Here is a 24,479-nt window from a genome sequence, read left to right on the forward strand (position 1 = left end):
GCGCGAAATTGAATAATTTCGCTAAAATCCCACCTTATATACCCTTTAAAAGTAACTAAAGTCAATTTTGGCTTGCTAACTGGTGAGATTATCTGCAACTTAGCGCAAACACCGATTAATGCTGATTTTACTAATATATGCAGCCACTGTTCATATACCGAGCGGCAATCCTTTTGCGCCAAAAAACTACTTCCATCCCTATTCACAACTTTGCTATGATTGCGAGCCGTGAATGGACGTCACTTAACATAGGGTAGTGAGATTAGTAGATGAAGGCATGGTACCTTTTGTATTGTAAACCTCGAAGTGAAGCGAGGGCTCAACAGAACTTAGCGCTTCAAAATTTAGAGACATACTTACCAATGGTTTCTGAAGAAAAATCTCAACGCGGACAAAAGCGGATCTGTCGCGTACCTTTATTTCCGAATTATCTGTTCATCAATTTCGACCCAAGCCAAACCAGTGTTAAGCAGGTCAACTCTACCCGTGGTGTGAGCCGTATCGTCAACTGTCAGGAAAAAATGACGCCTATCGACGATCGTATTATCCACGCCATTCGCATGAAAGAATTAACGCCTTCCCAAGCAGTTTTAGACACTGAACTAGAGCTAAAAACTGGGGAAAAAATTCGCTTTAAAGACGGCCCTTTTGTTGATTTAGAAGGCATTTTTCAAGAGAAATGTCCAAACAAGCGCTGTCATGTTTTGTTTAATATTATGGGGCAGAGCCAAGTGGTTGCTGTTCCAGTGGATTCAGTTGTTAGGTTATAGTAGCTAAAGCCTTCTCCTTGTTGATGATGGGTTGCAGAGCTGTAGTTAATTTGCTTCTATTTTGACAATCAGGCCGAGTTACAAACAACTTTGTTTTAAAATTTGTTCTAAACACACCGGTGCGGTGTTGCTAAATAGTAAAATGAACAAGGTTGCTATTTGATCTTGTTTATGTTTTTAGAAAAATTTGAGTGTTCGCGCCGCGAATGGGGACTTTGGAGACCGCAATCCATGGGCGGTAGCGTGTCTAAATGCTTCCGGGTGTCCTAAACTGAGCCTTATTGTTTGATTTTGTATTGCGTTTTAGTTTGTGCCGATAGTTACTGGTAAGTTATCCCTATAATCTATCGAAATTGTGCGTAGCTTTAACATTTTCTTATTAACTAATTAATATTAACTTTGTGTTTCTACTGCTTGTTCATATCTTAGAGCGCAGTTGTGGTCTGTCTTTTACCAACGGAGATATCTGGTGTTACAACAAGTCAAAAAATTCATCATACTAGGTGTCAGTGCCACGCTGTTAATGTGCACTCAAGCGCAAGCGCTTACTCCTTCTCCGCAAATGATAGAGCAATTCAAACAACTCCCTAAGTCGGAACAAGAACGTTTAGCTCGCCAGTATGGCATTGATCCGTCAATGATCACGGGCGCCTCAGCAACTGCTACTGTTGTTGATAGCCCTACAGTGGTTACGCCACGAACAGAAAATGGTAATAAAGTCGTTGATCAATCTGAGGATGATAAACTTAACCAAGCGACTAAATCTGAGGCAAAGGTTGAGGCGATTGAAAGCAAAAAAGAAGACCAACTAAAACGTTTTGGTTATGAGCTCTTTGCTGGTTCACCAAGTACGTTTGCACCTGTTTCAGATGTACCAGTGCCTGCTGAATATATGATGGGCCCAGGTGATACTTTAAATGTGCAATTTTTCGGTAAAGAAAATAATCAATTCACATTGACTGTAGGCCGCGACGGCGCAGTGCAATTTCCTAATTTAGGCCCGATTTCGTTAGTAGGGCTAACATTTGCAGAAACTCGCGAGCTATTACAGCAAAAAATCAGCCAAAGCATGATTGGCATTGAGTCCAACATTACAATGGGTGAATTACGCTCAATTCGGATTTTTGTCGCTGGCGACGCTTACAAGCCAGGTTCCTACACAGTGTCAAGTTTATCGACTATTACACAAGCTCTATTTATCTCGGGTGGGGTGAACGAAATTGGCAGTTTGCGTGATATTCAATTAAAACGCTCTGGAAAAACCATTGGTCGTTTAGACTTGTATGATTTATTGCTTCGTGGTGACGCTTCAGGGGATATGCGTTTGCAATCCGGTGATGTGGTATTTGTTCCATCTACAGGTGGTACCGTCAGCGTAATTGGTGAAGTGCGTCGTCCTGCGATTTACGAGCTTAAAAATAGCGAAACCATGGCCGATGTAATTAATATGGCTAGCGGGTTAAACCCTGGTGCTTATCCTAAAGCGAGCACTATTGAGCGTTATAGTCGTAATGCAGTCAAAACCGTTGTCACGGTAGACTTAACTGAAAATTCTGGCCTCAGTACGCTAGCTAAAAACGGCGATTTACTTAATGTGCGTTCAGCATCAAGCCGAATTGATAATGCGATTACTGTCTCTGGTGCAGTGATACGTCCTGGTAAGTATCAATGGACAAATGGTTTAACTGTAGCCGATTTACTGCCTTCTATTTGGGGCGATCTAACCATTTCAGCAGATTTGGATTACAGTCTACTCGTTCGAGAAATCAACCAACGTGGTGATATTGAGGTCGAGCGTATTAATCTTGGTCGAGCTATCGGTGAGCCAAAATCACATTATAACCTTAAACTTAATCCTCGTGATTCTGTCATTGTATTTGACTATGCTGACCGTGAAGAGTTACTTAAGCCCGTTATTAAAAAGTTAAGAGAACAAAGCCGTTTTGGTGATGCTGCAAAACTAGTCAACATCAATGGTAATGTGCGCTTCCCTGGTCAGTATCCAATAACAGTTAATGCGGATGTTAAAGAGCTACTCATCGCTGCCGGCGGGCTAGAAGAAGGTGCATATACCTTATCTGCAGAGCTGACTCGTCAACAGGTGTCTGAACAAAATGGTGTCACCGTAGAGCATGTGCAACTTAGCTTAGACCGTGTTATGCAAAATGATCCGGCTGCAAATATCAAACTGCAAAGTCGTGACATTTTGACGGTACGTACACTGCCAGATTGGCAAGAAACCCGCTGGGTTACCATTAAAGGTGAAGTTAAATTCCCTGGAACGTATAGTATTCAGCGCGGCGAAACCTTAAAGCAAGTGCTTGCTCGTGCTGGCGGGTTAACTAGTGATGCATCACCGCGCAGTGCTGTCTTTTTACGTAAATCGATTCAAGAAAAAGAGCAGCAGGAGCTTTCAAAACTTGCTGATGAATTGCGCCGTGAGATCGCTGCTAAAGCGCTGACAAAAGATACGCCTACCATTGGTTATAACGATGCACAAATGATGTTAAATCAGTTGGAAAACGTGAAAACGGTTGGTCGTTTGGTTGTCGATATCAATGCGATTGAATTAGGTATCGACAGTGCCGATCTAATGCTTGAAGATGCAGATGCGCTTTATATACCTGCAACTAATCAAACCGTATCAGTAATGGGCCAAGTACAGCATCCAAGTACTCATCGCTTTAAATCCGGTTTAACCTTTGAGCAGTATTTAGCCTTATCCGGAGGCCCACGTAAACGTGCTGATGAATCGCGTACTTACATATTAAAAGCTGATGGCTCTGTTCAAGTACCAGAATCTTCAATGTGGTTTACTGGTGGCAGCTCGATGGAGCCAGGTGACACCATAGTTGTACCATTAGATACAGAATACAAAGATAACTTAACACTTTGGTCGCAAGTAACAGGCATTATCTACAACACCGCGGTAGCAGTATCCGCAATATCGGGTATATAGAGGCCTTGGCGGCTTTTAACCTCTAGGGCGTTGCTTGTTATAGATGAGTAGCGCTTTAGGAGAGGGTAGCAAGCTCCTACTTTTAGCTTTTGCTTTTATAGAGGCGTAGCGCTTTTGCCACATACTAGAATCTGAAGAACCAATGAACACACAAATTACTCAAAATCCAAACACATACCAATCCGACGCAAGATTTCCTCAAGTGCAAGACGACGAAATTGATCTTCGAGAGCTTTTTGCCGTTATCTGGCAAGGCAAATGGACCATAATCGCCATCACTATGATATTTGCCATTACCTCTGTTGGCCTAGCGCTCTATTTACCCAATATCTATAAATCCGAAGCCCTGCTTGCTCCAGCGTCAGAGGAACAGGGTGGCGGTTTAAGTGCTTTAGCCTCGCAGTTTGGTGGGCTAGCCAGCCTTGCAGGAGTAAACCTTGGCGCTAAAGGTAGTACTGATAAAACCCAGCTTGCAATTGAAGTATTAAAATCTCGTCAATTTACCAGTGAGTTTATTCAAAAGCATAATATTCTTGCTAATTTAATGGCGGCAAAAAAATGGGATAGGGATGCAGACAAACTTATCTATGATCCTGAGTTATACAACGAGCAAACCAATAGTTGGGTGCGTGATGTTGAACCTCCATTAAAACCTGAGCCTTCTATGCAAGAAGCTTATAAAGAATTCAGTAAAATCATTGCTGTCAACAAAGATAAAGAGTCAGGAATGGTAACTCTTTCAATTGAACACTTATCACCAGCCGTTGCCCAGCAATGGGTTATTTGGTTAATTCAAGATATCAATAAAGTCATGAAAGACCGTGATGTGGCAGAAGCTAACCGTAGTACTGAGTTTTTAAATAAACAAATCGCTTTAACTAATGTCGCTGATATCAAAACTGTACTTTACAAATTGATTGAAGAGCAGGCAAAAACCATTATGTTTGCTGAAGTGCGCGATGAATACGTATTTAAAACTATCGATCCCGCATTAGCGCCTGAAGAAAAGGCCAAACCTAAACGCGCATTAATTTGCGTTTTAGGCACTATGCTTGGTGGTATGTTAGGTGTGATGTTTGTATTGGTAAGGCATTTTATAAGGAAAGAAGATTAGGATTCCATAACGTGGTACTAGAATGGCTTTCAGTCTCCTAGAAACTAGAACCTACTAACAATTTGGTTTGTGTATGAATATACGAGTAAATGAAGCGGTAGATACTGAAGAGTTTCAACCAATTAAAACAGTAATTAAACGTTTTAAGTCAAAACGACAGGTACTCACTCAGGAGGTTATTTATGTCTATTGCCCTAAAGATAGGGAATTAGAGATAGGTGAGATTATTGATGATTACTCATTCGATATGATCGTCAATGACTACAGTATTACTGATCTAAGTTGTAAAGTTATTTGTCACTTTGAAAGTGCTCGTTTATCCAAAGAGCAACGGCAATTTTTGGTTAAAGCGACCGAGTTGGGCGCTTGGGTAGAGCCGTTAGTGAGTTATCTTGATGAGCGGCTAGGTTATACTGAGGTTCGTTTACTTCATAGCGGTTACTTTTTACATCAAAAAGCATTCTCTATTTTATCTACAAAACGTACCCAATTAGCAAAACGAGCTATTGATTTATTAGCTGCATTTTTGCTTTGTACAGTGGCAATTCCAGTAGGGCTTATTACGGCTTTGGTGATCAAACTAGAAAGCCCTGGTCCCGTGTTCTATAAACAGCGTCGCACAGGACAATATAATGATGAATTTGAAGTCATTAAATTCCGTTCAATGCGTAGTGATGCAGAAATGTCAGGCGCGCAATGGGCAACTCAAAATGATACTCGCATAACAAAAGTGGGTCACTTTATCCGCAAAACCCGCATTGATGAATTACCGCAAATAATTAATATTTTAAAAGGTGAAATGTCGATTGTTGGACCGAGGCCTGAACGAGAAGTCTTTATTGCCAAACTCGAAAAAGAAATTCCCTATTATCGTTTCCGTCATGCGGTCAAACCTGGCGTAACAGGATTAGCTCAAGTAAGCTATCCTTATGGTGCCTCAGTGGAGGACGCAGTTTGGAAGCATAAGTATGATATTTATTATATTAAACATCACAGTACTTTGTTGGATATTAAGATTCTTCTTAAAACTGTAAAAGTTGTTTTATTCGGGATGGGGCGGTAGCGTGAATATTAAAGTATTTTCTTCTAGCGTATGCACTTTAGGTGAAGGTATTTACTTTGATAAAGTTGAACGCGAATTATATTGGCTTGATATAGTTGAATCTAAAATATACAGAAAAAAAATTAATGATTTAAGTGATGAATATGAAGTTTTTAGTATAGGCACGATGCCAAGTACTGTTTTATCTGTTGAAAGTGGTGTCATAACATTTTTGGATAAGATAGGTATTTGTGCTTATGATACTGCTAGTAATAAATTATTTACTCTATATAAGACCCCTTATCCTGATGCTAAGGGATATAGAGGTAATGATGCAACTATATTAAATGATGGCACTGCTTTATTTGGTACTATGTATCGAAATCCAAATGAAAAAAAAGGGAATTTATATCACTTAACATCACATGGGGTTTTTGAGATTGAAGATGTTTATTTCAGCATACCCAACACATTTATTGAACTTGATAATGCCATTTTAATATCTGATTCATTCGAACAACGAATTTACTCAGTTAGTAAAAATTTTAAATCAAAAGTAATAAAAGCTCTATGGAAGGATTACTCTGAAGAAATGTTCACTCCTGATGGAGGTTGTGTCGATATATATGGAAATATTTACATATCTATGTGGGATGGATTCTGTGTTTCAGTATTTGATAATACTGCCAAGCAAAAATATAAAATTGAATTACCAGTTCCTAGACCTACAAATTGTGTCCTAGTTGATGAACGCTGGTTATATGTTACTACAGCAAGAGATGGCTTATCTGAAGAACAGATTAGGCAATATCCATTATCAGGAAAGGTTTTCGTTATTGATTTAGAGGTTGTAAATGGGCTGTAAGCATTTAGTAAGCATTGTAATTAGAACGCTGAATGAAGAAAAACATTTGATTGAACTGTTAGAAGCAATCAAGTTACAAGATGCTACAGAATTTGATATTGAAACGGTAATTGTCGATTCTGGTTCAACTGATCGTACATTAGATATCGCGCGTAATTATGGGTGTAGAATTACTTATATCAAAAAAGAAGAGTTTACCTTTGGAAAATCTTTAAACTATGGATGTGAGTTTTCCAATGGGAGTTTTTTAGTTTTTGTTAGCGGTCACTGTATCCCTGTTGATAAGTATTGGATTAGAAACTTAGTCAGGCCTCTAGTTGATAATTGTAGTTACACTTATGGTCGACAATTAGGAAGAGACACTACTAAATTTAGTGAGCGTCAGCATTTTGAAAAATATTTCCCTGATGAATCTCGTATCCCACAAGTGGGATTTTTTTGTAACAATGCGAACTCTGCTATTCGCCGAGAAGCATGGTTAGCTCATCGTTTTAATGAAGAGTTAACGGGATGTGAAGATATGTATCTTGCAAAACTTCTTGTTGATTCAGGACAAAAAATTGGATATATAGCTGATGCGAGTGTCTATCATATTCATGACGAGACATGGAGTAAAATTAAAGTTAGATATGAACGCGAAGCTATTGCATTACAACAAATAATGCCACAGATTCAACTAGGTTTAGTTGATATGATTAATTACATATTGGTCGCCATAGTTAAAGATATTAAAAAAGCCTTTACGTTAGGGATTCTGAAAAAAGAAATTAAATCTATTATCCTGTTTAGATTTTGTCAGTATTACGGTGCTTATATTGGTAATAGTAATCATAGAAAGCTATCTCATGCTATGAAATTAAAGTACTTTTATCCAAGAATTACTGATATGAATGTGTCTGCGAATTCGGTAAATATTTTAGGAAGTAAAAATGAAAAGTAAAATTGTTGCTCTATTACCCATGAAGGCTAATAGTACTCGAGTAAAAGGGAAGAATTTTAGAGATTTTTGCGGGAAACCACTATTTAAATGGATTCTAGATAGTCTGTTAGCGGTAGAAGAAATTGAACAAATCGTTATTAATACCGATGCAAAAGACATTTTATTGGAAAATGGATTGATTGAGTCTGAAAGAGTTACAATACGGCAAAGGAAAAAGGATATTTGTGGTGATGATGTGTCCATGAATTTAGTTTTGGCAGATGACGTTAATAATATCGATGCTGATATATATCTAATGACACACACTACAAATCCACTTTTGTCATCAGACACAATTCGTAGGGCAATAAAACAATATAAAGAAGCTTTGATGGAAAATAGATCTGATTCGCTTTTTACCGTAAATAAAATCCAAACTCGGTTTTATACCGAAAACTGTGAAGCAATTAATCATGACCCAAATAATCTAATACCGACACAAAATCTGGAGCCGTGGTATGAAGAGAACTCTAATCTTTATTTATTTAATCGTGAAAGCTTCTCGTCTACCAACGCCAGAATTGGAGTTAAACCCGAAATGATGGTTTCCCCAGTTTTGGAGTGTTCAGATATAGATACACCAGATGATTGGGATAGGGCGGTTGTTATGACACATTATATGCTAGAAAAAGGTTTGGTTAAGGCATAAGCGAGGTAATAAACATGAAAAAAGTATTAGTAACTTGCCCGCCAATGTTGGGTATGTTTGAAGAGTTTGTTGAGCCAGCAAAATCTTTAGGAATTGAGCTGGTTGCAGCTAAAACAACGCAGGTTTTATCTGAACAAGAATTGATGGAGTTGTTACCAGCGTATGATGGATGGATCATTGGTGACGACCCCGCAACTAAACAGGTATTTGAGGCTGGTGTTAAAGGGCAACTTAAAGCTGCGGTAAAATGGGGAATCGGCGTAGATAATGTTGATTTTGCTGCCTGTAAAGAGTTGGATATCCCGATAATAAATACACCTAATATGTTTGGTGGTGAGGTCGCTGATGTCGGAATGGCATTATTATTAGGCTTAGCGAGACAAACATACTTTATCGACCGTGAAATAAGGAATAATTTTTGTTGGCCAAAACCAGCGGGGATGAGCATCTCTGGTAAAAAAGTAGGTGTTGTAGGATTCGGTGATATAGGTGAAAGTCTAATTAAGCGTCTAGGAGGTTTTGACGTGGACGTCACAGTTTATGATCCTGGAGTAGAGGGAAATAAAGGCTATGAGTATGTCACTAGAATGGACTTTCCTAAAGGTGTAGAACAGCTTGATTTTCTTGTATTTACTTGTTCGTTAAACAAACATAATTATCACATGCTTAACGCCAACGTTTTAAGTAAACTGAAACAAGGAGTTATGGTTGTGAATGTTGCAAGAGGTCCGCTGATTGATGAAGCTGCGTTAATTGATGCATTGCAACGCGGCCATGTTGCTGCTGCTGGTTTGGATGTATTTGAAGTAGAGCCGTTGCCTACACAATCTCCTTTAAGAGATATGCCTCAATGTATTTTTGGTTCTCATAATGGTAGTAACACTAAGGAAGGTGTGCGCCGAGCAACACATAAAGCAATTGCACATATCGCAGATTTCTTAAATGTGAAACAGTAGTAAATTTAAAAGGTTGTTAAGAGAAAACTCCAATGGAACCAGTAAGTAATATTCAAAAATGGGCGCTGATCACTGGTGCACTTGGTGGCATAGGCAGAGCATTGGTGTCAGAATTTGTTGAGCATGGCTATCAGGTCATTGCGACAGATCTCAATAATAGTTGTAAGACTCTGAATAATGTTCATTTTTTGCAACTTGATTTGGATGCATTTGTTCTTGATGAAGCTTATGCTGCGGAGTTTTATTCGAAAATTAGTCGTATTACGGCACATAAGGGAATTAGTACATTAATTAATAATGCCGCAGTGCAAATCCTTGCTGATTGTAGTCAATTATCTCGGAAGCAATGGCAAACAAGTCTAAACGTAAACTTGACTGCCCCATTTTTTCTATCGCAACTTTTTACAGATGATTTGGTTGCGAATAAAGGAGCAATTGTTAACATTAGTAGTATTCATGCCACGCTAACTAAGAAAGAGTTTGTAGCCTATGCGACTACAAAAGCTGCATTAAGCTCAATGACCCGTAACATGGTTTTGGATTTGGGCAATAGAGTACGAATTAATGCAATCGAACCTGCGGCAATTGCCACAGATATGTTAAAGGCTGGCTTTGATGGTAAAGAGGAACAATACAAAAGATTAGAAATGTTCCATCCACTTGGGCGTATAGGGACTCCGAAAGAGGTTGCTAAACTAGCTTGTTTTTTAAGTTCTGATGACGCAGGATTTGTACAAGGGGCTTGTATTAGCGCAAGTGGTGGAATTCATGGTTGTTTAAGTGATCCTTTATGAATGTATTAAAAAAAATTTACGTAATGGTAAGTTTAAAGTTGTGCAACTTTGTATATCGTACCTATTCGTGCCTAGGTGATAAGAAACCATTGTTATTGCTTTATACAGACTCTAGAGGGACAGAAATAGATAGTCCTTTAAAACAGCGAAATCCTTTCTATTCATACTTGAAGTATTTTAGAGATTATAAGGTGGATTATAAATTTTGCCCTTATAAATTTACTAGTATTTTAGATTTTTTAGAGTTTTATGATAATAGTAATAAGCAGTACAAGGCTATTGTTCTTCATTGTGGTATCGTTGATTTTGCGCCCAGGCCGATGTCTTCATATAATCAAATGCTATCTCTAAAATTTGATTATCTGGAAAGAAGAGGCTGGCTTGAATATTTTGAAAATAGAACTGATTTTTTGGATGAATATTTAGGTGAGAAAACATTACAGTTTATGTCAGTAGAGTTTGTCGAGAACGAGTTAATTCCATTGTTAAAAGAAGTTGATAATTTAATTTATGTCGGCATAAATCCTGTTCTGAATTGTTGGGATGGGAATTATTGGAGGAAGAGGCCTAGTTGTATTAATCAGCAATTAGTTCAAGATAGTTTGATGTTACAAGAACTGGGGGGGGTGATACTTTCTTCTTGGGATGATTTGAAGGTGAAAAAATTTACAGTTGATAACGTTCATTATAATAAGCTAGGTTTGGACCAAATCGGGAAAGATATTATGTCGAGATTATAGTTTTGTTCGTTGTTTTTGATGCTTTATAATCTGAATTTTTTGGGAGTGTTGAAATTTTCACTAAAATACTTAAATACGGCTTGAGTGAGGGATTAGCTAAACTTATTCCATTCGTAACTGTATTCGTTTTTGCTAATCAGTTTTCAAGTGAAATCGTTGGCCAACTGACTTTGCTAATTGTTACGGTCGAAATATTTTCGATCATTGCGACCAATAATACCCCTGCGGTTACAAGAATAGACTTTTTCAAACTTGAAAGAGACGCTCTTACGGAACAGTTGGTTACTCAGTTATCAAATTCTTTAATAATTTCGCTTTTATTGCTGTTTGTTTTTTTTCCTATTCTAATTTATAAAGGAATTCCAAGTTTTTATTTGATTCTTATATGTGTCCCATATTTAAGGGCATACACAACTACTTGCCTTGCCTTACTGCAGTGCGGTAAAGAAACTGACAAATATTTAATTGCTCAGCTAGTATTTTCATTTTCATATTTAATAACGTTTTTCATATTTTACAAGTATGGAATATGTTCTTGGATTATTGCATTCAGTTTTGGGTTGTTTTTACAGTGCTTATATCTAAAGCAAAGTAATTCTTTTGTATTGTTGCATAAACTAAGTATTATTCCTAGAAATAAAAATTTAAGCATTGCTTTGAAAGGGGTGGCATTTATGCCACAAGCAATCGGTTGGTGGTTAAGGAGTGGCGCAGAGCGCTATCTTATAGCGTTTTACCTCAGTGTTAGTATATTAGGTCAATATGCGCTATCTATGCAGATTTCATCTATTGCTGTATTATTTGTTACTGCGATAAATTTAGCAATAGTTCCTGAAGTTAATCGTCATTTATCGAGAGGGGCAACTAAAGATATTTTAAAAGTAAATAAGATCTATTATTTTACTTTTTTAATGTTGCTTTTAGGTGTTTTAATATTATGGGTAGGTGGTTATGGTTATCTTTCCGCTTACTATTATGAATACACTATATCAAGAGATATATTGTGGATAGCTTGTATGTCAACGCTATTTCAATCTTTTTCAATGGTGTTAATGAATGAGCTATATTTTAGATCTAAAGCAGTTATAGTCGCTAAGTATGTTTTATGCTGTTTTATAGTTCAAGCTATATTACAGTTGATAATTTTGAGTTTATTTAATCAACTATATATTGTCCTTTTTGTTAATTTGATTTTTTCTATAGCATTACTTATTCTTGTTATAAATCGGCTTATCCTGGAAAGGAAATGCTCGTGAGGTGTATTTTACGATGTTTTTAAAAAAAGTTTTTTTTAGCTTATTTGACCGAAATTCTCTTGATTATAGTATTTTGGAAGAGCCGTTTATATACGGACTTCCAGATTCTAAAAAGATTAAGGGTTTAAAGGATAGGTTTAAGGGAGAACGCTGTTTTATTTTAGGTAATGGTCCCTCTTTAAACATGGTTGACTTTAGTAAACTACAGTCAGAGTACACATTTGGTGTTAATGGAGTTTTTTATAAAACAAAAGAAAATGGTTTTAAACCTACATTTTATGTTGTAGAGGATAAGGCTGTTATGACTGATAATACTGCTGAAATAAATGATTATAATTGCCAGTATAAGTTTTTTCCTACGCACTATAGAAGAAAGATAAAAAATAAGAAAAATTGCTATTTTTTTAAAATGAATACAGGTTTTTATCGCAAAGAAAGCCCTAATTTTGGTATGCCGAGATTCTCTACTGATGCATCTAAGCGAATGTATTGCGGGCAGTCTGTTACAATGATAAATTTACAGCTCGCATTCTATATGGGTTTCGAAAAGGTTTACCTTCTGGGTATGGATTTTAGTTACGATATTCCAAGTAGCGCTAAAGTAGATGGTTTAGAGATAGTATCTACTGAAGACGATAATAATCATTTTCATCCAGACTATTTTGGTAAAGGTAAGACATGGCATGATCCTCAATTAAATAATGTACTGAAGAGCTACAAATTGATGGATTTGATGTTTGATTGTGCAGGAAGGAAAATATATAACTCCACGCATGGTGGCAAGCTCGAGGTGTTTGAAAGGGTTCCATTTGATGACTTGTTTTAGCAGCAAGAAACTCTTATTTATCGTATTCAATATAATATTTATTAGCTTTGTACCGTTCTTATCGTTTTTAACATCTGTATTATCATTATTGCTGTTAAGCGCTTCAAAGTCTAATATTTCTAGAGACTCAGGAGTTGGGTACATTATTATATGTACCTTTTTTCTTTCTTTATCTACCGCTATATCCGCTTATTCTCAGCCAATATTTTTGTATGAGGAACAAGACTTTACGACTTACTATAACAACTACATATTTTTCTTGGAAAATGGCTTTGACTTTGATGGCTTTGTTTTTGGTGCTGGTGCAGAAGTTGCTTTGCCTTTAATAAATTATTTTTTATCTATAGTCATTCAGGCTGAATATCCCTATTTAGTTAAGTTGTGTTATATTTTAATTCAAATTTCACTTTTTTTATGGGTTATTGCATTAATATCCATAAGGTATTCGCTTAATTGGAAGCGGCTCGCGCTCCTCATCGCATTAATGTTTTTGTTTTTTAAATACGGCGCAACACTAAATCATTTGAGGCAAGGCTTTTCATCTTTTTTTGTTGTTTTAGCATTGTTTTCTTCGGATAGAAGAAGCAAAACAATATTTGTTATTTTAGCTAGTTTGTTTCATGTCTCAGCACTGGTTATATATCCAGTGCTGCTATATGTGTTTAAAGAAAGGTGTTTTAAAATAGCGTTATATAACGGAGTGGTCGTTGCAATTGTTGCTGTCGTTGGATTTGTCGTTTTCAAACTGATGATGGACTTTGTTCTTGGGTCTGATTTATTCTTTTTGGCTAAGGCTAAATCAGCTTTTATGAAAGCAAGTGATGAAAGTTTTTACCTACTCGCAGTTAAGGAGGCTATTGTTGCGTCAATATATGCTGTTTTTGCACTATTTATCCTTGTTTTTGCCAAAGTAAAAAAAGGTGTGTTTTGCCAGCTTTTTCTCCTTGTTGTAATAACAATTGGATTCGGTTACATACCCGGTCTGACAACTAGGCTGTTCGCTTCGGTGTTTACCATATTGATGGGTTATTACTTTTTCATGCTGTTTATTCAGGAGTATAAATTCTCACATCGACTCTCTTTAAGTGTTTTTTTGTTACTCTTATTCTCTATTAATTGGTTCGCAAATTCAGCAATTTTTTATTATAATTTCCCACTTGTTGCTGTGAAGCCTTTTTATTATCTTAGCGATTTGTTTCTCGAGCGTGGGTATGTTATTCGCAGTAGTTTGCCATCTGAAATTGATATGGTTATACAAAATCCTTATAGGTAATAATATGAAGTTATCTTTTATTTTGGCGACCAGTAATGGTAGCGATATTATAAATGATTGTTTAGAGTCTATATCAAGTTTAAAAGTAAATGAAAATTGTACTTTAGAACTAATTATTATAGATCAGAGTTTTGATGATACAACATATGCAGTACTCAAGAACTTTAACTTCGATTTTCCAGTGCTTTATGTTCACTCGTTGAAAAGAGGGTTAAGTAGTAGTCGAAATTTAGGTATTGACTTGTCAACTGGAGACTACGTTTGTTTCGCTGATGACGACGCGACTTATAACTCGGAACTAATAATAGACTTGAACGAAGTTGTTCAGAGAAAAATAGCTGTTGCGATGAGCAACTTCTCTTTTGTGGGTGGAACCGTTCGTGTGCCTGGGACGGATGTGTTGACGCGTTACACACGAAGCGATAAAGAACACGTAATCAATAAGTCTAATTTTGGTGCCGATATTACATCGATATCGCTATTTATTGATAGAGCGTTCATAGAGTTTCATGGGATCCGGTTCGATGAAAAATTAGGCTTAGGTGCTGAATATCCTAGTTGTGAGGAGGTAGATTTTGTATACCGAATTTTGAGTTTTAATGTTGAAGGTTTTTACTCCCCAAAAATTGTGACGTATCATACTAATCCTTTAGCATATACTGCGAATAAGACTGAAGATTACGCTCGAGGGCATGGCGCTTTTTGTAAGAAGATGATGTTTGACCATCAGTTATCAATTTTTAGTGTAAGATATATATGTGTTAAGTTCATAAAGGTTGCACTTAAATTTCCTTACTCTCTAATTAAAGATGGGGTTTTTCCTTTTAGATATTATAAGGGATTTATGAATGGTTTTAAAAATTATAAAGGCTAAGTATAATGAAAATTGCTGTATATGATGTTAATTTGATTAATCATATGAATTACATCGGTGATTTGATTAAGGAGTTTAGAGCTAGGAATGTTGAAATCGTCGCTTTTTATGATGAGTATAATTTAAATGCATATTTATACTTAACTGAACTTGGCGTTGAATGCATTAAGATTCGTCGGGTTTCCTATGATGTAATTACCAAATTGTTTATTAAAAATAATATTTCTTTGCTCGTGCATAATGCTCAGAGACTTGGTGATACTGCGTTTGTTTGTGTGGCAAAAACACTTGGTGTGAAGTCTGTAATGATTCAGCATGGTATGTATGTCTCTAATTTAAAAAGAGAACCATCTCTTTTTTTTCTGAAAGTAATAAAAACCCTTAGGTATATCCAATACTCTCGTGTGGTTGCACAAGCGGTTAACTTGCCTTTTTTAAGAGTATTTAAAGCATTTTTTAGACACTTTGTTATGTCGGTTGACTATACTGAAGCTATTGATTTTTATCACAAGATAAATTCTAGCTATGTTTTAGTTTATGGGGAGTTTTGGAAAGAATATCATTCTAATAATTTTGGTTATGAAAAAAAGTGTTTGTCAGTAATTGGATATCATGAGCTTTTGAAGGTGGATTTGATTAAGTCGAAGGAGATTCAGCCAAGAAAAATTTGCTATGTCGCTCAGACATTGGTCGAAGATGGTAGAATGGAACGTGAAATAATGACAGACTTTTTAAGGAAGTTATCGAAATTTTCGGCGAAATCTAATATTTCAATTGTAGTAAAACTTCATCCTCGTTCAGATTTAACGTTATATAATGAATATAATTTTGAATTAACCACAGATGTTATCCCTCATGTGTACATATATCTAGGGCATTACTCTTCGTTGCTTGCTTTGTGTGGTTCAGTTTCTAACCTTTTTTTATATGAATTTGTAGGTCATAAGATACCGGATTACTATAAGGTAAACTCTTTAGTATATGATGATTTTTCTCAGCTTGAGGCTGCTCTGACTTACTTTTTTGTTTCACCATCCCAAAAGAGCAGTAACTTTGAAAGTGTTTTTTCCATTGGCTTAGAGCCACCTATTATTGTTGATAAAATTTTTGCATTGACTTCTGCCGAGATTTAAACGTTTTCTTACGGATAATGTCGTCGTTAGACAGCAGCTCGCTCATCTATTTACCGTTGGATTAATTGGTATACCGATGCGAGTGAAGCCTTGGAGGTTTAACGTCTTCAAATTTGGGGGCGCATATGCGAGTATTCCCTTTAAAAATTAGCACGGTACTTAGAACCTTGCTTTAACTGTCGTCACTGAATATGGATTATCAACGTTCTCGACAGCACTGAGTTGATGACAATTGAAATTTTTATAATCTTCAAGTCTATTCGTCAACTCTCCGTAGAGGGGGACTTCGACTTGGGATACTTTGTTTATGGGGGCGCCGACGTGAACATAATAGACTCTGATAGAACAGATATATTAGTTAAGATTCAGCATGCGTTGACCAATTGCAGTGTTTAAGAGGAAGCCGATAAGCTTGGGACTGATTAGATGGAATGGGGTAAGTAAAATTTGCTGGTTAAGCCTAGTCAAAATGCCAAATATTTTCTTATAGGAGCCTTTCATGCATGAACAGGTAAAGACTCAAGCCTGTTTCTTGCCATACTGAAACGGCTTGAGTAGTAATACGCTGTGCGAAAGCCATCACACTGATTGTCGATTACAACATTATTCACAAGAGTAAAATAACGCAAAAGTGGTTGGCAAATAATTCCAAGTTTGTCTTACTGTTTCAACTTGTATATTCGCCTTGTGCGAATAAGATAGTAGAGCTCTGACACGCATTTTATGAAGCAGTGATCTGAAGTCTTTAATGCAAAACGATCTGCCTGCCAACCACCCAGAAATTGAGCAGGTGATGCTATGGTTTGTGGGCGAAGTGGAGCTATAGGCCTAGCTCTGATATTGTCTTACTTTAATGGGGCCTGTAGCTCCTGCTGCTGATGTCACTGGATTACGGTAAAGTACTAACTGCTAGGGTACAGCAAAAGGCGCAGCTGCTAGATTTTAAGGCCTAGTAAGGAGCGCAACGACGCTATCGCAGACTAATCTGTTTTGTGTAGTTATTTAAGGATTTTGTATGTCTAGGAAGTATTTTGGTACCGATGGTGTGCGTGGCAAGGTAGGGACATTTCCTATTACTCCTGATTTTGCGATGAAGTTAGGTTGGGCGGCTGGGACGGTACTTGCATCCACTGGTACGAAAGAAGTGTTGATTGGTAAAGATACTCGCATTAGCGGTTATATGCTTGAATCTGCAATGGAAGCTGGTTTTTCTGCTGCTGGTGTAAATGTGGCTTTGATTGGCCCTATGCCAACGCCTGCAGTGGCGTATTTAGCTTCTACTTTTAGGGCTGATGCTGGCGTGGTGATCAGTGCTTCTCATAATCCTTTTTATGATAACGGTATTAAGTTTTTTTCAAAAACAGGTACCAAGCTAAATGATACACAAGAGCTTGAAATTGAAGCGCTATTAGAACAAGCGCTGGAGCATAATGCGTTGCAATGTGTTGCTTCTGAAAAGTTAGGCAAAGTGCGCCGCATTGATGATGCTGCGGGTCGTTATATTGAGTTTTGTAAGGGAACCTTCCCTAATCATTTAAGCCTGGCGGGATTAAAGATTGTTGTCGATAGTGCTCATGGCGCTGCCTACCATATTGCACCGAATGTGTATCGCGAGTTAGGGGCTGAGGTGATTGTCATTAATGACAAACCTAACGGAGTGAACATTAACGATCATTGTGGCGCAACACACTTAGATAGTTTGCAATCTGCGGTGATGATCCACGAAGCGGATTTAGGTATTGCGCTCGATGGTGATGCCGATCGAGTCATGTTTGTTGATCATAATGGCCATGTGGTTGATGGCGATGAGATTTTGTTTATTTTGGCGCAAGCAGCTTATCAAAAAGGTGAGATGCAGGGCGGGGTTGTTGGCACGTTAATGTCAAACCTTGGTTTAGAACTGGCACTCAAACGAATGGATATATCTTTTGTGCGAGCTAAAGTTGGTGACCGCTATGTTGTTGAACAACTCAAAGAAACTGGTTGGCAACTGTGGGGTGAAGGTTCTGGCCATATTTTGAGTTTAAAACATGCTTCTACCGGGGATGGTATAGTGGCTTCTTTACAGGTATTCAAAGCCGTTTTAGAGTCGGGCAAACGTTTAGCTGAACTAAAAGCGGGGATAAAGAAATTGCCACAGGGGCTTATCAATGTGCGTTTAACCTCGAGTAGCGCAGATAGTATTTTAAGCAAAGACAGTGTCAAAGAGGCAGTGATAACCGCTGAAGAAGTTTTAGGAAATCAAGGTCGTATATTGTTACGCAAATCGGGAACTGAGCCTTTAATCCGGGTGATGGTGGAGTCAACGGATATTCGCTTGACTCAACAACAAGCTGAATATATCGCTCTGGCTGTTAAAGCGGCATAGGCGATAATTTAAAACGCTAGGGGCTACAAAAGAGTTGATCTAGACTCTATAGCACCTAGCACCTAGCACCTAGCACCTAGCACCTAGCACCTAGCACCTAGCACCTAGCACCTAGCACCTAGCACCTAGCACCTAAAAGCGAAGCGCTCTAGCCTGATTACTTTTCTGATATACTTCATTTCTTGTTGTTTTCTAAGCTGTGTTGTCTGGAAGAAATAATGCGAATTCTGGTTACAGGTGGTTCTGGGTTTATCGGTTCGGCTTTAGTGCGTCTGCTTATTCAAGCGACAAACTGTCATGTGCTCAATATTGATAAATTAACCTATGCTAGTCACCCCGATGCCTTAATTGGTATTAGCGATCATTCACGCTACCGATTTGTGAAGGCTGATATCTGTGATGGTGCGAGATTAGATATCCTATTTGAGCAATTTAAGCCCAACATCGTGATACACCTTGCCGCTGAAACTCATGTTGATCGTTCTATTGAAGGCCCAGCAGCATTTATCCAAAACAATATTTTGGGGACTTTCACTCTGTTAGAGGCGGCTCGTCGCTATTGGACACAACTGGATAGTTCGCAAAAAGTACAGTTTCGCTTCCATCATGTTTCAACCGATGAGGTTTTTGGCTCGCTCGCAGATACTGGATTGTTTAGTGAGACTTCAGCTTATGACCCCAGCTCTCCTTATTCAGCGAGTAAAGCTTCGGCGGATCACTTAGTTCGAGCTTGGCATCGAACCTATGGTTTACCGATAGTGATCACTAACTGCTCGAATAACTATGGTCCGTTTCAATACCCTGAGAAGCTGATCCCGTTGATGGTTAATCATGCCTTACAAGGCAAATCGTTACCCATTTATGGGAATGGCCAACAAGTACGGGATTGGTTGTATGTGGATGACCATGTAAAAGCGCTCTATTTAGTAGCGACTCGAGGTCAGCTTGGGCAAACCTACAATATTGGTGGTTGCTGCGAGCGAACTAATCTCGCTGTAGTACAACAAATTTGCTTATTACTTGAGGAGTTAGTACCTACTCATCCGCAATCACTTGCGATGAAAGGGAACGGTTTTGCCGCTTTGATTGAACATGTTGTTGACCGTCCGGGACACGATACTCGCTATGCGATTGATGCTAGTAAAATTCAACATGAATTAGGCTGGCACCCGGTAGAGTCGTTTGAATCAGGTCTTAGAAGGGCGGTAGAGTGGATGATTTCACAGCAAGCGTAATAGCCTCAGGAATAGGATATATAGACACAATCACTTGCCTTTGATTTCACTTTGCAGTTATTGCTCAATCTCCGACATATTCAATCTATTGTTAATTGAGTTCAGTAAAACTGCCATTAACACTACTTTATCGAGTCAGGCTTTAATTTTTAGTTTGAGTCTCAAGCTATCTATGGCTGAGTTGATTCAATACACATGCGTATCAGCCGTGTTGTTTGGCGGCTTATCAATGTTAAGCATTCCACAGTAGTATTTTTCTCCTCTGCTAATCGCAGTAGATCGTAACTTTGCAGTGTTATCTTCTCTCCTTGATAAATACAGCTGATTGGCGCGAGCGGCAGCAAAAATTGGATTGGCTGGGTATTCGTGGGCTGATGAGCACTGTTATCGTTGGTCTCAATCTGGATTGTGCCATTGCACTCGATGCGCTCAATTCTTGCAGTGTAGTTACCGCGCCTCGTCATCACATTAAAGTCTAGGATCTGGTTAACTAATAGCTTGCTCCCGATTTGAGTTTCCCCGCTAAAGCAAAATGGAGGATCATTCGGGCGCAAAACGATTTCCTCCGATTGTCCTAAATCATTCCCCTTGATGTTTAGTCTTACCCCTTCACCTTCCAATATACATAGCTGTCTATCGATGCCGTGGAAGAGTGAGAATGGGCCATCACTTGAGATGGTGGCTATGCTGATCCTAAAGTCAAAGTTGCTGAGATCTGCCCCTTTTGGCCATATCAACAGTTGTTTAGTGCTGCCACCGCCATTTTTCCATAAGCTCGATTCGCATTCTTCATAACGGATGATCTGGATATTGGGATTCAACTTCAGCTTCTCTTTTGATTATGGATAGTTTCAGCACAGAGGATACTTACTTCGGGGGCATAATGCAGTGGCGTATCTCAGCATACTGCATTCACAGCTAAATCTCTTTCTTCTTCAAAATGTAATGTTCGGCTAGTTCGCCACTTACCCGATTACCTTCCATATCTAACATAAACAGTTGGTTTTCACCTACTAAGTATTTAGTGCCATCGGATAAGGTGATTTTTGCGCCATTGCTATCCCAGTCAAATTTTCCTGCCACTTTAAAGATGGACTCATCTTTACCCAAGTAAATACTTTTCAATTCAAAGCTATTATCCGCTTGTAGCGTGAGTGTGGTTTGGATCCCTTCGCAACTTGCACAGGGGATAACGCCTTCATATACACCGGGCCAATCGAGTGCATTTTGACTGGTATCGCCAAGTGGTAGGTTTGTTTGTGTATCTTGATGTGGCGCAGCGACAGGCTCATTAGTCACTGTCTGAGCCGGTTCACTGCATGCGGTAATCATTAAAGCGAGAAGGGCGAGTGATATCTGTGAAAGTTTCATATTCATGTTAACCGTTTGATTTATTGACTGTCATGTGATGATAACCGCCATCATTACGGGTTCCAACCTTATTTATGTCTGGTGTTTCTTTCAGTGTCTTAATGTTAAAGGCAGACTTTATGTGTTTGAACTTCATTACGAGTTCAACAAACAATGTGCTTAGTGTTGGATGATTCTTTATCGGTGTGTTTAGGCAAAGCTGCACTAGGCATTGAGCTGCAAAACCAATTGTAACTAGCGACTGCATCTCAACTAGTGTGTTTGCAGATTGAATCTATACTAAAGTGAATCACTTAAGCTTAGATCACCAAGTTCATCGCCTCATTTTTAAGTCAGGCGGTACCACGCGGGGTAAATCTGCATTATGACACGTATGTTAGACAGGATTTTATTCGATGTAAGCCGTTCATCCATTATTGATGGTGGCGATCTTATTGAGGCCTCACAACTTATCGTGTCATCTGTGTGCCAAGGGTTAAAAATCACCCGTGCTGGCATTTGGTTATGGAGTGAAGATCACCAAAGCATGCATTGCTTTTACTTGCTCGATAATATGCACAGGCAAGAGGCGTTGATATTAACTCGGCGGGATTATCCACATTACTTCAGTCTATTAGATAATGAGCGCGCTATTGTCGCGAATTATGCGCAAACAGATGGGGCGACCCATGAGTTCGTTAGTGCCTACTTAGTCCCTAATCGTATTAGTTCTCTGTTAGACAGTCCTATACGTCATCGCGGAAAAATGGTCGGTATTATCTGCTCCGAGCATCAAGGTGTACCTAGAGAATGGACGCGTGATGAAAGGACCTTTGCTTCTGCTTTGGCCGACTTATTCGGCAGAGCCATGAGTGCAAAGGAAATTTTGGATTATCAAAATCAATTAAAGGCCATTAATGCGGATCTCGAGGCTCAGGTTGAACAGCGAACGCAAGAACTTGAAACCGCATTATCGGATTTACGCTCAATACAACACCATTTAGTTGAAAACGAAAAAATGGCTGCCTTAGGGAGTTTGGTCGCAGGGGTCGCGCATGAGGTCAATACGCCTCTAGGGATTGCCGTGACATCCGTAACCCATTGTTTAGATGAAGTGGCATTGCTTAAAACGGCATTTGAACAAAATGAGCTCGACGAGGAGAAATTTTTATCCTTTATTAATACCATGCAGGATGGTCTCGGGTTGATTGAGCGTAATCTTTCGCGAGCCGCGGAGTTAGTCCATAACTTTAAGCGCACCGCCGCAGACCAATCTGTGCTCGAGCGTGAGCGGTTTAATTTAAATACCTACATTTTTCAAATTTTCAGCTCATTAAGGCCGTTAATGCGTAAGAAGAATATTGCCTTAAATGTGGAGTTGGATGATGACATCTATATCGAATCTTACCCCGGTGCCATCGCACAGATTTTCACTAATCTAGTGGCTAATAGCTTTCGCCATGGATTTCCTGAGAGTTTTACAGGGGATAAAAGCATCACTATTCGAGTACAAAAACAAGATTCGAATATTTGTATGCAGTATCAAGATAATGGGGTAGGGATGACCGATGAGGTTAAACTGAAAGCCTTCGAGCCTTTTTTCACTACCGCACGTAAAGACGGCGGCACTGGTTTAGGCATGTCGATTATCTATAATCTGGTGACACAAAAACTACATGGCACGATTATGCTGACTTCATCTCCATATCTAGGCGTGAAGGTCGAAATACAGATCCCTGAGAAATGACCTATGTACATTGCTTAGGGCGACAATGTGGCCTTGTTGCAGACCTCGCACCATTCAGCTTTATCGGCATTTATATGCTACAATCCTCCCTTCACTTTGACTCACTAATCCTTGATATATCAATGAGAAAAGGCATTTTATTAGCGGGCGGAACCGGTTCTCGCCTTTATCCTATGACACAGGTTGTCTGTAAGCAGTTATTGCCTATTTACGATAAGCCAATGATTTATTATCCACTTGTTACCTTAATGCAGGCTGGCATAAAAGAGATCCTGATTATCTGCACTCGCGCTGATTTGCCGCTTTTTCAGGCATTACTTGGTGATGGCCATCGTTGGGGTATTCAGCTTGAATATGCGGTTCAGCCTTCCCCAAAGGGATTAGCCGAAGCACTTATTATTGGTGAAGCTTTTTTGGCGGGAGAGGCCTGTGCGTTAATTCTGGGCGATAACTTATTTTATGGGCAGCAACTGAGCACAAACTTGCATAGAGCTTCTCTACTCGAAGTGGGTTCAACCGTTTTTGGCTACCATGTGGCTAATCCGAATGCCTACGGCGTTGTCGAATTTGATACGAGCGGAAAAGCGATTTCAATCGAAGAGAAACCCCAAGTTGCACGTTCTTCCTATGCTATTCCTGGATTGTATTTCTTTGATAATCGGGCTAGTGAGTGGGCTAAAAAAGTGATGCCTTCGGCGCGGGGCGAGTTGGAGATCGTTGATCTAATCAATCAATATCTTCTGCTGGGGGAATTGCAGGTAGAAATAATGGGGCGGGGCACTGCTTGGCTCGATACGGGAACGCCGGATGCGATGGCTGAAGCAACACAATTTATTGCTGCCATAGAGAAACGCCAAGGGTTGAAAGTGAACTGCCCTGAAGAGGTTGCTTTTCATTCTGGTTGGATAGATGCTGCGCAGCTTACCGCTTTAGCACAACCTTTGCTTAAAAGCGGTTATGGTGAGTATCTTTTGGGCTTATTAAATAAGCAGGTGTTCAATGAAGTGCATTGAAACCGAGCTTGCAGAAGTATTGGTGTTCGAACCTCAAGTTTTTGGTGATGAACGCGGTTTTTTTATGGAAACCTTTAGACAATCGTTTTTCTCCGAGTGTTTGAAAAGTAGAGGATTAAAGGTGCAGGAGTTAGTCCAAGATAACTTTAGCCGATCACAACAACACGTATTACGTGGCTTGCACTACCAACGTGAGCATCCGCAGGGAAAGTTAGTTCGCGTGTGTGCTGGCAGTATTTTTGATGTCGCTGTGGATATTCGCCCGCAATCTAAAACCTATGGTAAATGGGTAGGGCGTGTGCTCTCTGCTGATAACCATTTGCAAATGTGGATCCCGCCTAGCTTTGCTCATGGATTTTATGTGTTGAGTGAATATGCCGATGTGCTTTATCGCTGCACTGATTATTACGCGCCAGATGATGAATATGTGCTGGCATGGAATAGTGCCGAGTTTGCGATTGACTGGCCGCTGCTAAATGAAACGCCGATTCTGTCTGAAAGGGATGCTGCCGCTAGTGCCTAAGGTACTAGCGGCA

The 24,479-nt window shown here is 38.9% G+C and carries 22 protein-coding genes; 20 read left to right on the forward strand and 2 right to left on the reverse strand.

What is annotated here, in order from left to right; translation table 11 throughout:
- The first annotated feature begins 269 nt into the window (after nt 1-269).
- From rfaH to rfbB, 17 genes are all read left to right on the forward strand, one after another.
- Nucleotides 270-770, forward strand: coding sequence for a transcription/translation regulatory transformer protein RfaH (gene rfaH, locus K0H60_RS07100; RefSeq protein WP_220057694.1), 501 nt, complete (start codon nt 270-272; stop codon nt 768-770).
- Nucleotides 771-1,239: 469 nt separating this feature from the next.
- Complete coding sequence (locus K0H60_RS07105) at nt 1,240-3,729, forward strand: SLBB domain-containing protein (protein WP_220057695.1); 2,490 nt, start codon at nt 1,240-1,242, stop codon at nt 3,727-3,729.
- A gap of 142 nt (nt 3,730-3,871) precedes the next feature.
- Complete coding sequence (locus K0H60_RS07110) at nt 3,872-4,843, forward strand: Wzz/FepE/Etk N-terminal domain-containing protein (protein WP_220057696.1); 972 nt, start codon at nt 3,872-3,874, stop codon at nt 4,841-4,843.
- Between the two features lie 73 nt (nt 4,844-4,916).
- Complete coding sequence (locus K0H60_RS07115; RefSeq protein WP_220057697.1) at nt 4,917-5,906, forward strand: sugar transferase; 990 nt, start codon at nt 4,917-4,919, stop codon at nt 5,904-5,906.
- A 1-nt stretch (nt 5,907) separates the two neighbouring features.
- Nucleotides 5,908-6,750, forward strand: coding sequence for an SMP-30/gluconolactonase/LRE family protein (locus K0H60_RS07120; RefSeq protein ID WP_220057698.1), 843 nt, complete (start codon nt 5,908-5,910; stop codon nt 6,748-6,750).
- The gene (locus K0H60_RS07125) at nt 6,740-7,690 is read left to right on the forward strand and encodes a glycosyltransferase family 2 protein (protein ID WP_220057699.1); all 951 of its coding nucleotides are present in this window, start codon (nt 6,740-6,742) and stop codon (nt 7,688-7,690) included. Before K0H60_RS07120 ends, K0H60_RS07125 begins: the two co-directional genes overlap by 11 nt.
- The gene (locus K0H60_RS07130; protein WP_220057700.1) at nt 7,680-8,378 is read left to right on the forward strand and encodes an acylneuraminate cytidylyltransferase family protein; all 699 of its coding nucleotides are present in this window, start codon (nt 7,680-7,682) and stop codon (nt 8,376-8,378) included. Before K0H60_RS07125 ends, K0H60_RS07130 begins: the two co-directional genes overlap by 11 nt.
- Nucleotides 8,379-8,392: 14 nt before the next feature.
- Nucleotides 8,393-9,334, forward strand: coding sequence for a phosphoglycerate dehydrogenase (locus K0H60_RS07135; RefSeq protein ID WP_258405799.1), 942 nt, complete (start codon nt 8,393-8,395; stop codon nt 9,332-9,334).
- A 32-nt stretch (nt 9,335-9,366) separates the two neighbouring features.
- Complete coding sequence (locus K0H60_RS07140; RefSeq protein WP_220057701.1) at nt 9,367-10,128, forward strand: SDR family NAD(P)-dependent oxidoreductase; 762 nt, start codon at nt 9,367-9,369, stop codon at nt 10,126-10,128.
- Complete coding sequence (locus K0H60_RS07145) at nt 10,125-10,868, forward strand: hypothetical protein (protein WP_220057702.1); 744 nt, start codon at nt 10,125-10,127, stop codon at nt 10,866-10,868. The genes K0H60_RS07140 and K0H60_RS07145 overlap by 4 nt, the downstream gene beginning before the upstream one ends.
- Before the next feature lie 80 nt (nt 10,869-10,948).
- Nucleotides 10,949-12,124 (forward strand): lipopolysaccharide biosynthesis protein, encoded by a 1,176-nt coding sequence (locus tag K0H60_RS07150; RefSeq protein WP_220057703.1) that lies wholly within the window; start codon nt 10,949-10,951, stop codon nt 12,122-12,124.
- A gap of 13 nt (nt 12,125-12,137) precedes the next feature.
- A complete protein-coding gene (locus tag K0H60_RS07155) occupies nt 12,138-12,950 on the forward strand; it encodes a 6-hydroxymethylpterin diphosphokinase MptE-like protein (RefSeq protein WP_220057704.1) in 813 nt (270 codons plus the stop codon).
- On the forward strand, nt 12,937-14,223 hold the full coding sequence (locus K0H60_RS07160) for an EpsG family protein (protein WP_220057705.1): 1,287 nt from the start codon (nt 12,937-12,939) through the stop codon (nt 14,221-14,223). The genes K0H60_RS07155 and K0H60_RS07160 overlap by 14 nt, the downstream gene beginning before the upstream one ends.
- A gap of 4 nt (nt 14,224-14,227) precedes the next feature.
- A complete protein-coding gene (locus tag K0H60_RS07165) occupies nt 14,228-15,097 on the forward strand; it encodes a glycosyltransferase family 2 protein (protein WP_220057706.1) in 870 nt (289 codons plus the stop codon).
- Nucleotides 15,098-15,102: 5 nt separating this feature from the next.
- Nucleotides 15,103-16,230: a polysialyltransferase family glycosyltransferase gene (locus tag K0H60_RS07170; RefSeq protein ID WP_220057707.1), complete on the forward strand. Its 1,128-nt coding sequence runs from the start codon at nt 15,103-15,105 to the stop codon at nt 16,228-16,230.
- A gap of 1,015 nt (nt 16,231-17,245) precedes the next feature.
- Nucleotides 17,246-18,598 carry a phosphoglucosamine mutase gene (glmM, locus tag K0H60_RS07175; RefSeq protein ID WP_220057708.1) on the forward strand — a complete coding sequence of 451 codons (1,353 nt, stop codon included), beginning with the start codon at nt 17,246-17,248 and terminating at the stop codon, nt 18,596-18,598.
- Between the two features lie 218 nt (nt 18,599-18,816).
- Nucleotides 18,817-19,833 (forward strand): dTDP-glucose 4,6-dehydratase, encoded by a 1,017-nt coding sequence (gene rfbB / locus K0H60_RS07180; protein ID WP_220057709.1) that lies wholly within the window; start codon nt 18,817-18,819, stop codon nt 19,831-19,833.
- Nucleotides 19,834-20,003: 170 nt separating this feature from the next.
- Here the strand turns inward: rfbB and K0H60_RS07185 are convergent, their stop codons facing one another.
- Together K0H60_RS07185 and K0H60_RS07190 are read right to left on the reverse strand one after the other, a co-directional pair.
- Nucleotides 20,004-20,654 (reverse strand): HutD/Ves family protein, encoded by a 651-nt coding sequence (locus tag K0H60_RS07185; protein WP_220057710.1) that lies wholly within the window; start codon nt 20,652-20,654, stop codon nt 20,004-20,006.
- Between the two features lie 97 nt (nt 20,655-20,751).
- Nucleotides 20,752-21,204 (reverse strand): copper resistance protein NlpE, encoded by a 453-nt coding sequence (locus K0H60_RS07190; protein ID WP_220057711.1) that lies wholly within the window; start codon nt 21,202-21,204, stop codon nt 20,752-20,754.
- A 364-nt stretch (nt 21,205-21,568) separates the two neighbouring features.
- On the opposite strand from K0H60_RS07190, the gene K0H60_RS07195 reads away from it, so the two are divergent.
- From K0H60_RS07195 to rfbC, 3 genes are all read left to right on the forward strand, one after another.
- Nucleotides 21,569-22,930 (forward strand): sensor histidine kinase, encoded by a 1,362-nt coding sequence (locus tag K0H60_RS07195; protein ID WP_126512869.1) that lies wholly within the window; start codon nt 21,569-21,571, stop codon nt 22,928-22,930.
- A gap of 122 nt (nt 22,931-23,052) precedes the next feature.
- Nucleotides 23,053-23,943, forward strand: coding sequence for a glucose-1-phosphate thymidylyltransferase RfbA (gene rfbA / locus K0H60_RS07200; protein ID WP_220058132.1), 891 nt, complete (start codon nt 23,053-23,055; stop codon nt 23,941-23,943).
- Nucleotides 23,930-24,466, forward strand: coding sequence for a dTDP-4-dehydrorhamnose 3,5-epimerase (rfbC, locus tag K0H60_RS07205; RefSeq protein ID WP_011716460.1), 537 nt, complete (start codon nt 23,930-23,932; stop codon nt 24,464-24,466). Before rfbA ends, rfbC begins: the two co-directional genes overlap by 14 nt.
- The last annotated feature ends 13 nt before the right edge of the window (nt 24,467-24,479 follow it).

The organism is Shewanella mangrovisoli (assembly GCF_019457635.1).
GTDB classification, from domain to species: domain Bacteria; phylum Pseudomonadota; class Gammaproteobacteria; order Enterobacterales; family Shewanellaceae; genus Shewanella; species Shewanella mangrovisoli.

Excerpts from the sequence above, each read along its gene's own strand:
- rfaH (WP_220057694.1), top strand. The coding sequence starts at position 270 with ATGAAGGCATGGTACCTTTTGTATTGTAAACCTCGAAGTGAAGCGAGG.
- K0H60_RS07110 (WP_220057696.1), top strand. The coding sequence starts at position 3,872 with ATGAACACACAAATTACTCAAAATCCAAACACATACCAATCCGACGCA.
- K0H60_RS07115 (WP_220057697.1), top strand. The coding sequence starts at position 4,917 with ATGAATATACGAGTAAATGAAGCGGTAGATACTGAAGAGTTTCAACCA.
- K0H60_RS07125 (WP_220057699.1), top strand. The coding sequence starts at position 6,740 with ATGGGCTGTAAGCATTTAGTAAGCATTGTAATTAGAACGCTGAATGAA.
- K0H60_RS07130 (WP_220057700.1), top strand. The coding sequence starts at position 7,680 with ATGAAAAGTAAAATTGTTGCTCTATTACCCATGAAGGCTAATAGTACT.
- K0H60_RS07135 (WP_258405799.1), top strand. The coding sequence starts at position 8,393 with ATGAAAAAAGTATTAGTAACTTGCCCGCCAATGTTGGGTATGTTTGAA.
- K0H60_RS07140 (WP_220057701.1), top strand. The coding sequence starts at position 9,367 with ATGGAACCAGTAAGTAATATTCAAAAATGGGCGCTGATCACTGGTGCA.
- K0H60_RS07145 (WP_220057702.1), top strand. The coding sequence starts at position 10,125 with ATGAATGTATTAAAAAAAATTTACGTAATGGTAAGTTTAAAGTTGTGC.
- K0H60_RS07155 (WP_220057704.1), top strand. The coding sequence starts at position 12,138 with ATGTTTTTAAAAAAAGTTTTTTTTAGCTTATTTGACCGAAATTCTCTT.
- K0H60_RS07160 (WP_220057705.1), top strand. The coding sequence starts at position 12,937 with ATGACTTGTTTTAGCAGCAAGAAACTCTTATTTATCGTATTCAATATA.
- K0H60_RS07165 (WP_220057706.1), top strand. The coding sequence starts at position 14,228 with ATGAAGTTATCTTTTATTTTGGCGACCAGTAATGGTAGCGATATTATA.
- K0H60_RS07170 (WP_220057707.1), top strand. The coding sequence starts at position 15,103 with ATGAAAATTGCTGTATATGATGTTAATTTGATTAATCATATGAATTAC.
- glmM (WP_220057708.1), top strand. The coding sequence starts at position 17,246 with ATGTCTAGGAAGTATTTTGGTACCGATGGTGTGCGTGGCAAGGTAGGG.
- rfbB (WP_220057709.1), top strand. The coding sequence starts at position 18,817 with ATGCGAATTCTGGTTACAGGTGGTTCTGGGTTTATCGGTTCGGCTTTA.
- K0H60_RS07190 (WP_220057711.1), bottom strand. The coding sequence starts at position 21,204 with ATGAAACTTTCACAGATATCACTCGCCCTTCTCGCTTTAATGATTACC.
- K0H60_RS07195 (WP_126512869.1), top strand. The coding sequence starts at position 21,569 with ATGACACGTATGTTAGACAGGATTTTATTCGATGTAAGCCGTTCATCC.
- rfbA (WP_220058132.1), top strand. The coding sequence starts at position 23,053 with ATGAGAAAAGGCATTTTATTAGCGGGCGGAACCGGTTCTCGCCTTTAT.
- rfbC (WP_011716460.1), top strand. The coding sequence starts at position 23,930 with ATGAAGTGCATTGAAACCGAGCTTGCAGAAGTATTGGTGTTCGAACCT.